Annotated in this window: 12 protein-coding genes; 8 read left to right on the forward strand and 4 right to left on the reverse strand. The window is 73.4% G+C overall.

Translation table 11 applies throughout. The annotated features are described in order from the left end of the window. Both ACFYUY_RS38620 and ACFYUY_RS38625 read left to right on the forward strand, forming a co-directional pair. Positions 1–88, forward strand: an 88-nt coding sequence (locus ACFYUY_RS38620; RefSeq protein WP_157846636.1) for an acyl-CoA dehydrogenase family protein, incomplete at its 5' end; no start/stop codon positions are given. Between the two features lie 166 nt (positions 89–254). Continuing rightward, on the forward strand, positions 255–749 hold the full coding sequence (locus tag ACFYUY_RS38625; RefSeq protein ID WP_360222815.1) for a MarR family transcriptional regulator: 495 nt from the start codon (positions 255–257) through the stop codon (positions 747–749). Positions 750–766: 17 nt separating this feature from the next. Here ACFYUY_RS38625 and ACFYUY_RS38630 read toward each other — a convergent pair whose 3' ends face one another. Continuing rightward, positions 767–1,162 carry a MerR family transcriptional regulator gene (locus ACFYUY_RS38630; protein WP_387907982.1) on the reverse strand — a complete coding sequence of 132 codons (396 nt, stop codon included), beginning with the start codon at positions 1,160–1,162 and terminating at the stop codon, positions 767–769. A 141-nt stretch (positions 1,163–1,303) separates the two neighbouring features. On the opposite strand from ACFYUY_RS38630, the gene ACFYUY_RS38635 reads away from it, so the two are divergent. Both ACFYUY_RS38635 and ACFYUY_RS38640 read left to right on the forward strand, forming a co-directional pair. Beyond that, on the forward strand, positions 1,304–1,798 hold the full coding sequence (locus ACFYUY_RS38635; protein ID WP_360222809.1) for a peptidylprolyl isomerase: 495 nt from the start codon (positions 1,304–1,306) through the stop codon (positions 1,796–1,798). A 165-nt stretch (positions 1,799–1,963) separates the two neighbouring features. Beyond that, positions 1,964–2,755, forward strand: a complete 792-nt coding sequence (locus tag ACFYUY_RS38640; RefSeq protein WP_360222806.1) for an arylamine N-acetyltransferase — start codon at positions 1,964–1,966, stop codon at positions 2,753–2,755. A gap of 145 nt (positions 2,756–2,900) precedes the next feature. Here the strand turns inward: ACFYUY_RS38640 and ACFYUY_RS38645 are convergent, their stop codons facing one another. Continuing rightward, positions 2,901–4,223: an LCP family protein gene (locus tag ACFYUY_RS38645; RefSeq protein WP_387907984.1), complete on the reverse strand. Its 1,323-nt coding sequence runs from the start codon at positions 4,221–4,223 to the stop codon at positions 2,901–2,903. Positions 4,224–4,736: 513 nt separating this feature from the next. On the opposite strand from ACFYUY_RS38645, the gene ssuE reads away from it, so the two are divergent. The 4 genes from ssuE (at position 4,737) to ACFYUY_RS38665 (ending at position 10,404) form a co-directional block, all read left to right on the forward strand. After that, the gene (ssuE, locus tag ACFYUY_RS38650; protein ID WP_360222800.1) at positions 4,737–5,291 is read left to right on the forward strand and encodes an NADPH-dependent FMN reductase; all 555 of its coding nucleotides are present in this window, start codon (positions 4,737–4,739) and stop codon (positions 5,289–5,291) included. Between the two features lie 311 nt (positions 5,292–5,602). Then, the gene (locus ACFYUY_RS38655; protein ID WP_387908019.1) at positions 5,603–6,391 is read left to right on the forward strand and encodes an ABC transporter ATP-binding protein; all 789 of its coding nucleotides are present in this window, start codon (positions 5,603–5,605) and stop codon (positions 6,389–6,391) included. A gap of 14 nt (positions 6,392–6,405) precedes the next feature. Next, complete coding sequence (locus ACFYUY_RS38660) at positions 6,406–8,976, forward strand: ABC transporter permease (RefSeq protein ID WP_387908022.1); 2,571 nt, start codon at positions 6,406–6,408, stop codon at positions 8,974–8,976. A 387-nt stretch (positions 8,977–9,363) separates the two neighbouring features. Further along, positions 9,364–10,404 (forward strand): glycosyltransferase family 2 protein, encoded by a 1,041-nt coding sequence (locus tag ACFYUY_RS38665; protein WP_387907988.1) that lies wholly within the window; start codon positions 9,364–9,366, stop codon positions 10,402–10,404. A 45-nt stretch (positions 10,405–10,449) separates the two neighbouring features. Here ACFYUY_RS38665 and ACFYUY_RS38670 read toward each other — a convergent pair whose 3' ends face one another. Together ACFYUY_RS38670 and ACFYUY_RS38675 are read right to left on the reverse strand one after the other, a co-directional pair. After that, a complete protein-coding gene (locus ACFYUY_RS38670; RefSeq protein WP_387907991.1) occupies positions 10,450–12,072 on the reverse strand; it encodes an LCP family protein in 1,623 nt (540 codons plus the stop codon). 150 nt (positions 12,073–12,222) lie between these two features. Beyond that, positions 12,223–13,485 carry an LCP family protein gene (locus ACFYUY_RS38675; protein WP_387907993.1) on the reverse strand — a complete coding sequence of 421 codons (1,263 nt, stop codon included), beginning with the start codon at positions 13,483–13,485 and terminating at the stop codon, positions 12,223–12,225. Between the last annotated feature and the right edge of the window lie 25 nt (positions 13,486–13,510).

The raw sequence follows: 13,510 nt of genomic DNA on the forward strand, positions 1-13,510 counted from the left end.
GCGGATGATGCGGGACGCGAAGATCACGCAGATCTACGAGGGCACCAACCAGGTCCAGCGCATCGTCATGGCCCGCAACCTGCCGTAACGCACCCATCACGGGCACACCGGCCCCCGACCGCACGCCGCGGCCGGGGGCCGTGCGCGTCCCCGCCGCCGCCCGGAATCCGCGCGACCGCCGCGGGCGGTGATCCGGTGGGCGGCGCGGGGCCGGTGATCTGTGTACACGCACGCACCTCGGTACGATGAACGCCATGAACCGTGCCGACCTCACCCTGGGCCCGCTCTCCGAGCAGGACCACGTCTTCTACGGCCTGGTCTGGGCCGGCACCACCCTCGCGGCCGAGGTGGACCGCGCGCTCACCCGCAGGCACGGGCTGGCGCTGTCCTGGTTCGAGGTGATGCTCTGGCTGAACGGGCAGCGGGAGCCGGTCGCCTCCTCCGACCTCGGGGCGAAGACCATGCTCAGCCGCAGCCAGGTCTCCCGGGTGGTGGACGCCCTCGCCGCGCGCGGCCTGGTCCACCGCACGCCCTCCGCCACCGACGCCCGGTCGGTGCGGATCGAGCTGACCGAACAGGGCCGGGCGGCCTTCGCCGAGGCGGACGCGACCCGGCGCGCGGTGCTCGCCCCGCTCTTCACCGACCGGCTCGACGAGGGGGACATCGCGGCCCTGGAGGCGGTCTGGCGCAAGCTGAAGCAGCCGCCGCGACCCACCGCGCCGGGGCCCGCGGCCCCGCCGGCCGGTTAGCGGGCCCGCCGACCGGGTCAGCGGGCCCGGCGGTCCGGTGCGGAGCCCGGAGCGGCCCGCTCCGAGGCCGTCCTGATCACCTGGTCCAGCACCTCGCGCGAGCGCACCAGGTCGGTGATCATCCGGTCGATCCGGTCGCGCTCGGCGGTGAGCTCCTCGACCAGCCGCGGGGTGGCGACCTCGTTGGGCCCGCCGTCGCGGTCGCGCATGCAGGGGAGGATCTCGTGGATCTTGCGGCTGTGCAGCCCGGCTGCGAACAGCTCCTGGATGAGGACGACCCGGTCCACCGCCCCGTCCGGGTACTCGCGGTGCCCGCCGAGCGTCCGGGTGGGGAACAGCAGGCCCTGCTCCTCGTAGTAGCGCAGCGAGCGTTCGCTCACGCCCGTCCGTGCCGCCAGTTCGCCGATCCGCATGCCGCCCCCGCCGCCGTGGCCCAACACGTCAACCCGGGACGGATGCTAGCCTCCCCGGCCGCCCGGCTAGCACGACACCTCCGCGCGGCGGCCCACCGGGGGTACCGCGCGGCGGCCCGCCGGTCGTGCCATGATCCCTGCATGGCTTCCAACGTTTTCTTCGACATCGAGATCGACGGCGTTCCGTCGGGCCGCATCGTCTTCAAGCTGTACGACGACGTCGTCCCCCAGACCGCCCGCAACTTCCGCGAGCTCGCCACCGGCCAGAACGGCTTCGGCTACGAGGGCTCCGGCTTCCACCGCGTGATCCCGCAGTTCATGCTGCAGGGTGGTGACTTCACCAACCACAACGGCACCGGCGGCAAGAGCATCTACGGCGAGAAGTTCGCCGACGAGAACTTCCAGCTCAAGCACGACCGCCCGGGCCTGCTGTCGATGGCCAACGCCGGCCGCAACACCAACGGCTCGCAGTTCTTCATCACCACCATCGTGACCGACTGGCTCGACGGCAAGCACGTCGTCTTCGGCGAGGTCGTCGAGGGCATGGACATCGTGAAGCTCGTCGAGTCCAAGGGCTCGCAGAGCGGCCGCACCTCGGCGAAGATCACCATCGCCAAGTCCGGCGTCGTCGAGTAGTCACACCCGCACGCCGACGCGTACCGCCCCGGGAGCGGGAAGTCCGTCGATCCGACTTCCCGCTCCGGGGCGGTGGCGTTCCCGCCGCTCTGCGGCCCCCTGCGGCTCGTGCCGTAGGTCCAAAGGACGATGGCGGCCGGCCGCGGGGCCGGGTGGAATGGCCGGATGGATCACGAGAAGCCCCACGAAGGCCTCACGCCGGACCGGCGGGCCGCCTACCTCGACCGCATCGCCCTTCCCGACCCGGGTGCACCGTCCCCGGAGGCCCTCGCGCGGCTGCAGCTCGCCCACCTGCGCGCCGTGCCCTTCGAGAACCTGAGCATCCACCTCGGCGAGCCGATCGTCCTGGAGCCGGGCCTGCTGGTGGACAAGGTCGTGACCCGCCGGCGCGGCGGCTTCTGCTACGAACTCAACGGCGCCTTCGCCGAATTGCTCCGCTCCCTGGGCTACCGGGTGAGCCTGCTGGCCGGCCGGGTCTTCGACGGTGACCGGCCCGGACTGCCGTACGACCACCTCGCGCTGCGGGTCGAGCTGGACCGCCCCTGGCTGGTGGACGTCGGCTTCGGCCGGTTCAGCCGCCGGCCGCTGCTCCTCGACGAGCGCGCCGAACAGGCCGACCCGCACGGCACGTTCACCGTCGCCCCGTACGGCGAGCACGGCGAACTCGACGTCCTGATGGACGGTGCGCCGCAGTACCGGCTGGACGGCCTGACCCACCCGCTCCGGGACTTCCTCCCGACCTGCTGGTGGCACAGCACCTCGCCCGACTCCCCGTTCGCCCGGGGCACGACCTGCTCGCTCCTCGCCGAGGACGGCGGCCGGATCACCCTCAACGGCAGGAAGCTCCTGCGCACCGCCCCGGACGGCACCCGCAGCGAGGAGCAACTCGCCGACGCCGGGGCCCTGGAGGCGTACCGGGACCACTTCGGCATCACCCTCGACCGCCTGCCGGGCTGAGCGCCGCCGGGCGGGCACCGCCCGGGCCGGGCACGCCACCGCCCCCGGACCGGGTGGTCCGAGGGCGGTGGCGGTGGCGGTGACCGAGGCGGTGCGGCCGGTCCGCGTCACGAAGGGCCGGCCGTGAAGGGCCTGCCGCGGAGGGTCACTTGAAGTCCGGCACCGCGGTGTCGTTCTTGAAGGCGTCGAAGACCTGCTTGGACTTGTTGGCGTCCCACTGGACCGCCGACTCGCCGGTCTTGGTCCGGAAGTCGGCGTTGCCGATCGGGACGGTGATGCTCCGGCCGCCGCCGCCGTTGACGTCCTTCATGGCGAGGAAGAGCGAGCCGAGGTCGGTGAGCCCGGCGTCGTCGTCGACGATCAGGGTGCCGAGGCCGGCGTCGATCAACGGGTAGAGCGTGAACGGGTTGAGCACGGTGCCGGGGGAGGCGGCCTGGTGGGCGAGGGCGCCGAGGAACTTCTGCTGGTTGCGCATCCGGCCGAGGTCCTGGTCGGCCATCTGGTGGCGCTGGCGGACGAAGGCGAGGGCCTGCTTGCCGTTGAGGGTCTGGTCGCCGGCCTTGAGGTCGAGGCCGGAGTCCTTGTCCTTGACGTCCTGGTCGATGTGCATCTCGACGCCGCCGATGGAGTCGACGATGCCGACGAAGCCGGCGAAGCCGATCTCCGCGTAGTGGTCGATGCGGATGCCGGTGTTGAGCTCGACGGTCTGGACGAGCAGCCGCCCGCCGCCGGCACCGAAGGCCGAGTTGATCTTGGCGGTGGTGCCCTTGACGGTCTTGCCGTTGCTGCCGGGGTGGTCCGGGATCGGCACCCAGGAGTCGCGCGGGATGCTCATCAGGGTGTTCCCGTTGTCCCCGACGTGCAGGATCATCATCGAGTCGCTGCGCTTGCCCTCGTCGTGGCCGGTGTGCAGGTCGTCCTGCTCGCCCTCGGAGAGGCCCTGGCGGCTGTCGGAGCCGACGATCAGCCAGTTGGTGCCCTTGCCGGCCGCCGGGCGGCCGGGGTAGTCGGCGAGCACGTTCTCGTGGTTGAGCTTGGAGTCGGCCCAGAACCAGGTGGACACGGCGGTCACCATGACGGCGATCAGCAGGCCGAAGACCGACCACTTGACGATCCGGCGCCGCGGCCAGCGACCGGACGGCGCGGGGGCGGGCCGGGCACCGGCGGGCCCGCTCGGCCCACCGGGGCCGCCCGGTCCGCCGGGCCCGGCCGGACCCCCGGGTCTCCCCGGCCCGTCGGGCCGGCCGCCCGGACCCTGCGGCGGGACACCGCCGAGGCGGGACGGAGGCTCCGGCTGCCGCGGGGCCGGTGCCGCCGGTCCGCGCGGGTTCAGCGAGGACGGCAGCGGCGGCTCGGCCGCCGTGCCGCCGTGCCCGTACGCGCCGCCGTTGCCGCCGCCCCCATACGGGTTCCCGCCGCCGTACGGGTTCCCGCCGCCGCCCGGGCGGCCCTCCTGCCACGTGTTCATGTGGTCGAGGATGCCCGACCCCGGTCGCGGTGACTCCCCCCGGGTGGCCCGCCAGGCCTCTTGTAGCAGTTTTGATGCACGTGTCGGATCGTTCCGAGGCAAGGTCCGCGCGCCCGCACCACGGCGGGGAGTGCCCGGCGCGCGGGCGGCGCCGGAGGTGCGCCGGGTGACCAGCCGCAGCCGGTCGCCCGCCGCAGCCGGTCACCAGCTGCAGCCGGTCGCCCGCCGCAGCCGGTCACCCGCCGTTCAACGGGCGAAACGATTCTTGACCGGCTCGAACGGCCCGTGTTTGCATTTCGGCATGGATCAGCGTTGGGCACTCACGCGTCGGCGGTACGTCGACCTGCGGCGTGGTGTGGCCTGTTCGCTCTGTCGCGGCTGAAGCGCGCCCACCGAACCACCCCGGCGTACCCCCACCGACGCCCGGACACCCTTCCTCCGGCCCCGGCCCGCACCGTCCCCGCCGACGGCACCCGCGCCGCGCCGCCCCCGCTTCCAGCCAGAGGTGAACCCATGGCCACCGTCCTGTCCGTTTCCGGCTCCCCGTCCGCCACGTCCCGGACCACCCGGCTGCTCCGCCACGTCGACGCGCTCCTGGAGGCCCGCGGCCACCACGTCGTCCCCTTCGAGGCGCGTTCCCTGCCCGCGCACGCCCTGCTGTCCGGCGACTTCGACCACCCGGAGATCGTCGCGGTCACCGAGCTGTTCGCCCGGGCCGACGGCGTCGTCATCGGCACCCCCGTCTACAAGGCCGCCTACTCGGGCCTGTTGAAGGCGCTGCTGGACGTGCTCCCGCAGTACGCGCTGGCCGGCAAGGCCGTCCTGCCGCTGGCCACCGGCGGCTCGCCCGCGCACGTGCTGGCGGTGGACTACGCGCTGCGCCCGGTGCTCAGCTCGATGGGGGCCGGCCACGTGACCCAGGGCTGGTTCGTGCTCGACCGCCACATCACCGCCCGGGAGGACGGCACGACCCTGGTCGAGCGCGCGACCGACGCCCTGCTGACCCCGGTCGTGGAGGGCTTCGCCCACGCCCTGGAACGGCTGGCGGTGCCGGCGCTGACCGGCTGAGGAGCCCGTCGCGGGCCCCGTACGGGGCGTCCCGGAGACGGGGCGCGGCACCCCCTAGGGGGAGGGGCGCCGCGCCCCGTAGAACCTTGGTTGGGCGGCTTCATTCCGGCGGATGACGAGCCCGCCGGCCGCCGCTCCTACCGTTGTGGACGTCCCCGCTCGTACCGACGAGGGGCGAGGTTCTCCCGGGAGCCGGCGCCCGCCGGAACCGGTGGGTGGGGTCAACTCCCGGTCGACGACTCCTTCCCGCGGCATGCCCGCGGGCGGGCCGGCCGGGGTCGACGGGCGGGCCCACATCCGAGGAGACTCCAGTGACGACGGCAGCAGCAGCCGTGTACGACCCCCAGCTTCCCGGCGGCGTCCCCGCCGTCGCCGCGTCGGCCCGCCAGGTCACCAAGGCCTACGGCGCCGGCGAGACCAGGGTCACCGCGCTCGACGCGGTGGACGTGGACATCCAGCGCGGCCGGTTCACCGCGATCATGGGCCCCTCGGGCTCCGGCAAGTCGACCCTGATGCACTGCCTGGCGGGCCTGGACACGGTCAGCAGCGGCCGGATCCGGATCGGCGACACCGAGATCACCGGGCTGAAGGACAAGCAGCTGACCAGGCTCCGCCGGGACAAGATCGGCTTCATCTTCCAGGCGTTCAACCTGCTCCCCACGCTGACCGCGCTGGAGAACATCACGCTGCCGATGGACATCGCCGGCCGCCGGCCGGACACGGCCTGGCTCGACCAGGTGGTGGAGACCGTCGGCCTGGCGGGCCGGCTCCGGCACCGCCCGGCCCAGCTGTCCGGCGGCCAGCAGCAGCGCGTCGCCGTGGCCCGGGCCCTGGCCGCCCGGCCGGAGATCATCTTCGGGGACGAGCCCACCGGCAACCTGGACTCCCGGGCCGGCGCCGAGGTGCTGACCTTCCTGCGCCGCTCCGTGGACGAGCTGGGCCAGACCATCGTGATGGTCACCCACGACCCGGTCGCCGCGGGCTACGCGGACCGCGTGCTCTTCCTCGCCGACGGCGTGATCGTCGACGAGATGCACGCGCCCACCGCCGACTCCGTCCTCGAACGCATGCGCCGTTTCGACGGCAAGCGCACCAGCTGAGCGGGCGGGACACCATCGTGCTGCTCAGAACCGCTCTGCGGAGCTTCTTCGCCCACAAGGGCCGGATGGCCCTCTCGCTCGTCGCCGTGGTGCTGTCGGTGGCCTTCGTCTCCGGCACCCTGGTCTTCTCCGAGACCGCGACCAGCACCTTCGACAAGCTCTTCGCCGCGACCGCCTCCGACGTCTCCGTCCAGCCGCCCAAGCCGGCCGAGGACGAGGAGCAGCAGGCGGCCGGCAAGCCGCGGACCGTCCCGGTGGCGGTCGTCCAGCAGGTCGCCGCGGTGCCCGGGGTGCGGACGGCGGTCGGCCAGGTCATGGTCCAGGACGCGACCCTGGTCGACCCGGCCACCGACAAGCTGGTCGGTCCGACCAGTGGTGCGCCGACCCTGGTCGGCAACTGGACCGAGACCCCGCGCACCCCCGTGCGCATCACGCAGGGCCACGCCCCGCAGAACTCCGGCGAGCTGGTCCTGGACGCGGACACCGCGAAGAAGGCGAAGCTCGGCCTCGGTGCCCGGCTGCGGGTCGACGACCCGGGCGGCAGGCACGAGTTCACCGTCGCGGGCATCGCCACCTTCACCACGACCAACCCGGGCGCGGCGCTGGCCTTCCTGGACACCCCGACGGCACAGCGGGTGCTGCTCGGCGAGCAGGCCTTCACCTCGGTCGAGGCGTTCGGCGACGGCAGCCGCGGCAACGACCTGCTCAAGGCCGACGCCCTGGCCCGGCTGGGCACCGGCTACCAGGTGAAGACGGCGGCCGAGCAGCAGGACGAGAACGCCAAGAGCGTCGGCAGCGGCCTCGACTTCATGAAGAACGCGATGCTCGGCTTCGCGCTGATCTCGGCGTTCGTCGGCGGCTTCCTGATCATCAACACCTTCTCGATGCTGGTCGCCCAGCGCACCCGGGAGATCGGCCTGCTGCGCGCCATCGGCGGCAGCCGCCGGCAGGTGAACCGCTCGGTGCTGGTGGAGGCGCTGATCCTGGGCCTGCTCGGCTCGACCCTCGGGGTCGGTGCGGGGCTGGGGATCGCGGTCGGCCTGATCCGGCTGATGAACGCGATCGGCATGGACCTGCGGGCGAGCGACCTGCAGATCGGCCCGAGCCCGTTCGTCGCGGGGTACGCCCTGGGCATCGTGGTCACCCTGGTGGCGGCCTGGGTCCCGGCGCGCCGGGCGAGCCGGATCGCGCCGATGGCGGCCCTGCGCGACCACGGGACGCCGGCGGAGGGCCGGGCCGCCCTGGTCCGCACCGTCCTCGGCCTGGTCCTGACGGCGGGCGGCGGCGCGCTGCTGGTGCTCGGTGCGCGGGCTGAGAAGGCGGCCACCGGTGGGGAGTACCTGGGCCTGGGCGTGCTGCTCACCCTGATCGGCTTCGTGGTGCTCGGGCCGCTGCTGGCCACCGTGGTGGTCCGGGTGCTCGGTGCGCTGCTGCCGGCCCTGTTCGGCCCGTCCGGCCGGCTCGCCCAGCGCAACGCGATGCGCAACCCGCGTCGTACCGGCGCCACCGCCGCCGCGCTGATGATCGGACTGGCGCTGGTGATCGGCTCCTCGGTGTTCAGCGCCTCGGCGGTCACCTCGGCCAACGCCCAGATCGACCGCTCGGTCGGTGCGGACTACATCGTCCAGGGCGGCCGCACCGCGGTCACCGACGAGATGCTGGACGCGGTCCGCCGGACCCCGGGCATCGACCACGTCACCACCCAGAAGAACTTCGCCCCCAGGCTGCTGCTGCCGGACGGCAGCAGCGCCAGGACCGAGCTCACCGCCGTGCCGCCCGCGTTCTTCGGCACCGACTTCCACCTCCCGGTCGTCTCCGGGTCGGTGGACGCCATCGGGCGCGGCTCGCTGGGCGTCGGCGAGGCCTTCGCCGCGGACCACCACCTGAAGCTCGGCGACCAGGTCACCGTCGCCTACGGCCAGGGCCGCACCCAGGTGCTGCCGGTCGGTGCGGTCCTCGCGAAGGGCTCGCTGTTCGGCGACGGCTCCTTCGTCGACTTCGACACCATGGCCCGGGTGGTCCCGGCCGCGGAGCAGCCGCCGGTGTGGACCTTCTTCGCCAAGGCCTCCGCCGGCGCCGACGTGGCCCGGACGCTGACCGCCCTGGAGAGCGCGCTCAAGGAGTACCCGCAGCTGACCGTCAAGGACCAGGCGGGCTACAAGGAGGTCGTGCAGTCGCAGGTCAACACCCTGCTCTACCTGATCTACGGCCTGGTCGGCCTCTCCATCACGGTCGCCGTCCTCGGGGTGGTCAACACCCTGGCGCTGTCGGTGGTCGAGCGGACCCGCGAGATCGGTCTGCTGCGGGCGATCGGGCTCTCCCGCCGCCAGCTGCGCCGGATGATCCGGCTGGAGTCCGTGGTGATCGCGGTGTTCGGCGCGGTCCTCGGCACCGGGCTCGGCCTGGCCTGGGGCGTCACCGCCCAGCGGGTGCTGCGGGACCAGGGGCTGGACACGCTCTCGGTGCCGACCACCACGATCGCGGTCACGCTGGTCGCCTCCGCGGTGATCGGCCTGGTCGCCGCCCTCGTCCCGGCCTTCCGGGCCGGGCGGATGAACGTCCTCGCGGCCATCGCGACGGACTGAGCCGGCGGCCTGGGGAGCCGCCCTCCCGGGGGGAACGGGGGAACGGGGGAACCGGGGGAACCGGGGGGAACGGGGGCCGGGGGCCGGGTGCGCACAGCGCCCGGCCCCCGGGTATTCACCGCCGTTCACCACGTGCGCCGAACCTGCGCCGAACCTGCACCGAACCCGCGCCGACGGCCTCCGGAGCCCGCCCGGAGGGCCCGCAGCGCCCGGTTCCGGCCCGGTTCGGGCCTCCGGAACCGGTCCGGCCCGCCCCGGATGCGGCCCCGGAAGGCGGGCGGAGTACGGTGGCCGTGATCACCGGACCGGCCCCGTGCACAGGGGTGCCTCCGGCCGCCCAGACCGGGACAAGACGGAGACGCGTCCGCACCGGTACGGTTGGCCCCGATGAACACCAAGGCTGCTGAGGAGCTGCCGGCTGTCTCCGTGATCATGCCGGTGCTCAACGAGGAACGACACCTGCGTACGGCGGTTCGGCGCATCCTGGATCAGGAGTACCCCGGGCCGATGGAGGTGGTGATCGCCCTCGGTCCGTCCACCGACCGGACCGCGGAGATCGCGGCCGAACTGGTGGCGGAGGACCCGCGGGTACGCACCGTGGCGAACCCCACCGGCCGCACCCCCGCAGGGCTGAACGCCGCGATCCGCGGGTCGCACCACCCGATAGTGGTGCGCGTGGACGGTCACGGCCTGCTGACCCCCGGCTACATCACCACGGCGGTGCGGCTGCTCGGCGAGATGGAGGCCGCCAACGTCGGCGGCATCATGCACGCCGAGGGCGAGACCGAGTGGGAGAACGCGGTCGCCGCCGCGATGACCTCGAAGATCGGCGTCGGCAACGCCGCCTTCCACACCGGCGGTCTGGCCGGCCCGGCGGACACCGTCTACCTCGGGGTGTTCCGGCGGGAGGTGCTGGAGCGGCTCGGCGGTTACAACGAGGAGTTCATCCGCGCCCAGGACTGGGAGCTCAACTACCGGATCCGCCAGGACGGCGGGCTGGTCTGGTTCACCCCCCAGCTGAAGGTGACGTACCGGCCCCGTCCCTCGGTGCGGGCGCTCGCCAAGCAGTACAAGGACTACGGCCGCTGGCGCCGAGTGGTCACCCGCTACCACCGCGGCTCGGTCAACCTGCGCTACCTGGCCCCGCCGGCCGCCCTCCTGGCGGTGACGCTCGGCCTGGTGCTGGGCGCCGCCGTCCACCCGGCCTTCCTCGCGGTGCCGGGCGCCTACCTGCTGGGCATCCTCGGCGGCGGCCTGGTCGAGGGCCGCGGCCTGTCCCTCAAGGCCAAGGCGCTGCTGCCGTTGGCGCTCGGGACGATGCACCTCAGCTGGGGCTTCGGCTTCCTCACCTCGCCCCGGAAGCTGGCCCGCCGGGTGATAAACAGCGTCGGACCGGCCTCCAAGGACGTGCTCTCCAAGGCCGGTTGAGCCTCCCGGCCCGGCCGCCCCGCCGCAACGGCCGCGGCGGCCGGGCTACTTGGCGCAGACGTCGGTGTCGTCCGCCTGCACCCGCTGGAGGTCCTTCGGCGCCTCGGTGGGCGGGGCCGGGGCGGTGGCCGGTGCGGCCAGCACGTCCTTGCCGAGCACGACCACCAGCGGGCCCTTCGGGTCCGCCTTCGGGTCCGGCCGGACGGCGTCGCCGGGCACTCCGAGGGCGGCGGCCAGCGCGGCGGCCGCGGTGTCCTGGCCCGTCGGGTAGGAGACCGAGGTGGTCGCCGCGGCGGGTGCGTCCGGGCCGGTCAGCGCCTTGGTGAAGCCCTTCGCCCGGAGCCGGTCCACGGTCGGCCCGGACTGTCCGCGGGTCCCGCTGCCGTTGCGCACCGTGACCCGGACGGCCTTGGCGTCCACGGCCGGGGCGGTGGTGGCCGGGGCGGTGGTGGCCGGGGCCGTGGCGGCCGGCGAGGCCTCCCCGGAGCCGGCCGGAGCGGGTTCGGCCGTGGCGGGGGCGGCGGTCTCGGTCAGCGAGCGGTCGGTGGCGATCATCGAGAACAGCTGTCCCGCGTCGGGCTGCTTGAGCACCAGGCGGTCCTTGTCCTTGGGGTCGTCCAGGACGGGCACGGTGGCGAAGGTGATGTTCTTGGTGTCCACCTTGCTGATGTCCAGCGCGAGGTCCTTCAGCTTGTCGACGCTGCCGATCCCGGAGTCCACGGTGAGCGCCCTGGTGGCGGCGTCCGCGAGCCGGTAGAGCTTGCTCGGGCTGGTCAGGGTGTCGTCGCTCTTGATCTTGCGGATCATCGAGCTGATGAACTGCTGCTGGAGCGGGATCCGGGTGAGGTCCCCGCCGAAGCCGACGGCGTGCCGGGTGCGGACGAAGGCCAGCGCGTCGTCACCCTGCACCACGTGCCGGCCCTTGCTCATCCTCAGGTGCGAGTCCGTGTCGTTGATGTCCTTGGCCACGCACACCTCGACCCCGCCGACCGCGGTCGAGAGGGACTTCACCGCCTCGAAGTTGACCTGCACGAAGTGGTCGACCCGGATCCCGGTGACCTTCTCGACGGTCTTCCACGAACAGCCCGGGTCGCGGCCCTCCTGACCGAGGCTGTTGTTGAACATGTCCCGCGCGGCGCCCGGGATCCGCTTGCCGTCGGCGCTCTGGCACTCCGGGATCGGCACCATGAGGTCGCGCGGGATGCTGATCACCGTCGCGTTGGAACGGTCCTTGGCGATGTGGAACAGCAGGGTGGTGTCGGCGTGCCCGTTGCTGCCCTCGTCGCCGTAGTCCCGCCCGAGGCCCTTCCGGCTGTCGGTGCCCAGCACCAGGACGTTCAGCGCCTCCCCGGCGGCCTTGGGCCGCTCCTCCTCGCTGCCGAGCTGCACCTTGACGGAGGTGATGTTGCTGTTGAAGTGCTGGTACAGGTAGTACGCGCCGCCGCAGCCCGCGACCATCGCCAGGGCGCCCGTCCCGGCGGTCCACTTGAGCACCCGGCGGCGCCGGGCCCGTTTCGCGGCGGCGGCCGCGCGGCGGCGGGAGTCCCGGCGGCCCCCCTCGGCGGCGGGGGCGGCGGTCGGTTCGGCGGCCGTGCGGCGGCGCTGGCGGGGGATCCCGGAGGCCGGGTCGACGCGGTACTGACCGGTTTCCGGTTTCTCCTCGTACACGGGGTTCCCTACCTTCGACCGGCCACGGCTCCGGCCCACCCGTACGACGGGCCGATCCGGACACACTAGACGAGCCGAACGGGGGAATCGTTCCGGGTGTGACTTCCGTCATGGGGGAGTAATGGGAGGGCAAAGCCCGGCGGCGCCGCCTCAGTGCGGCGCGCAGGCGTCCGTGTCGGCCGTGCGCCCCTCGAAGGTGGGAGAGGCCACCGCCGAGGGTGACGCCGGGAGCGCGACCGCCCCGTCGGAGGCCGGGCCGGTCGCGCTCCCGGGGCCGGGCGTCGCGCCCGCCGCGGCGCCCGGCGAGGGCGCGGACGAGGCCGCGGACGCGGGCGGCCGGACGGCGATCGGCCGGTCGTCCCGCAGCGCGGTGAACAGCTGGGTGGTCTGCGGCTGGACGAACTCGTCCCGGTCCGAGTCGTACCGGTACGGGCGGCGCGGAGCGGTCAGGAACACCACGTCCGCCGACGGGATGCCGCGCAGGTCCTGGGTGAGGTCGTACAGCGCGCCGAGCGAGGACAGCCCGCCGTCGGCCTTGACCGAGGAGGTCGCCGCGTCCAGCAGCGGCCACAGCCGCGCCGGGTTCAGCAGCACGCCCTGCGACTGCACCTTGCGGATCAGCGCGGCCAGGAACTGCTGCTGACGGCCCATCCGCTGGGTGTCGCTGCCGTCGCCCAGGCTCTCCCGGGCGCGGACGTAGCCCAGTGCCTGCTCGCCGTGCAGGGTCTGCCGCCCGGCGGGCAGGTCGAGCTTGGCGTCCTTGTCGTGGATCGGCTGCGGGACGCACACCTCGACCCCGCCGATCGCGTCCACCATCGACTTGAAGCCGTGGAAGTCGAGGATCACGTAGTGGTCGATCCGGATGCCGCTCAGCTGCTCGACGGTGCGGATCGAACAGGCCGGGCCGCCCGTCTCGAACGCCCAGTTGAACTGCATCAGCCCGGCCCTGCTCCGGGTGCCGTCCGGCTTCTCGCAGGCGGGGACGGAGACCATGACGTCCCGCGGGATGGAGACGGCCGTCGCGTGCTTCCGGTCGGTGGCCAGGTGCAGCAGGATCGTGGTGTCCGAGCGCTGGGTGCCCTGCTCGCCGCCGTACGTGGCGTTGCTGCCGGAGCGGTCGTCGCTGCCGATCAGCAGGATGTTCTCGGCGCCCTTGGCACCCGCCGTCCGGCTCGGCCGCTCGGCCTCCAGCCGGGCGAGGAGCCGGTCGGTGGCGGAGTCGGTCTGGATGTTGTCGTCCAGCTTGCGGTAGGCGATCCAGAGCAGCGCCCCGATGGCGACCAGCAGGAACGCGACGACGCCGGCGGTGATCATCAGCCACCGCCGGCGCCGTCGCGGGCGTCCGGGTCCGGACGCGGGGGCGCCCGGGGGAGGGGTGTCGGTCGGGGGGTGCGCGGTGTCGTCCTCGGCCATGGCAGGGATCCCTACCCGTCGGGCC

This window comes from Kitasatospora sp. NPDC004745 (genome assembly GCF_042873275.1).
Classification (GTDB): Bacteria; Actinomycetota; Actinomycetes; order Streptomycetales; family Streptomycetaceae; genus Kitasatospora.

Coding starts and splice junctions, on each gene's coding strand:
- ACFYUY_RS38645 (WP_387907984.1), bottom strand. CDS start 4,223: ATGAACACGTGGCAGGAGGGCCGCCCGGGCGGCGGCGGGAACCCGTAC.
- ACFYUY_RS38635 (WP_360222809.1), top strand. CDS start 1,304: ATGGCTTCCAACGTTTTCTTCGACATCGAGATCGACGGCGTTCCGTCG.
- ssuE (WP_360222800.1), top strand. CDS start 4,737: ATGGCCACCGTCCTGTCCGTTTCCGGCTCCCCGTCCGCCACGTCCCGG.
- ACFYUY_RS38675 (WP_387907993.1), bottom strand. CDS start 13,485: ATGGCCGAGGACGACACCGCGCACCCCCCGACCGACACCCCTCCCCCG.
- ACFYUY_RS38640 (WP_360222806.1), top strand. CDS start 1,964: ATGGATCACGAGAAGCCCCACGAAGGCCTCACGCCGGACCGGCGGGCC.
- ACFYUY_RS38625 (WP_360222815.1), top strand. CDS start 255: ATGAACCGTGCCGACCTCACCCTGGGCCCGCTCTCCGAGCAGGACCAC.
- ACFYUY_RS38665 (WP_387907988.1), top strand. CDS start 9,364: ATGAACACCAAGGCTGCTGAGGAGCTGCCGGCTGTCTCCGTGATCATG.
- ACFYUY_RS38630 (WP_387907982.1), bottom strand. CDS start 1,162: ATGCGGATCGGCGAACTGGCGGCACGGACGGGCGTGAGCGAACGCTCG.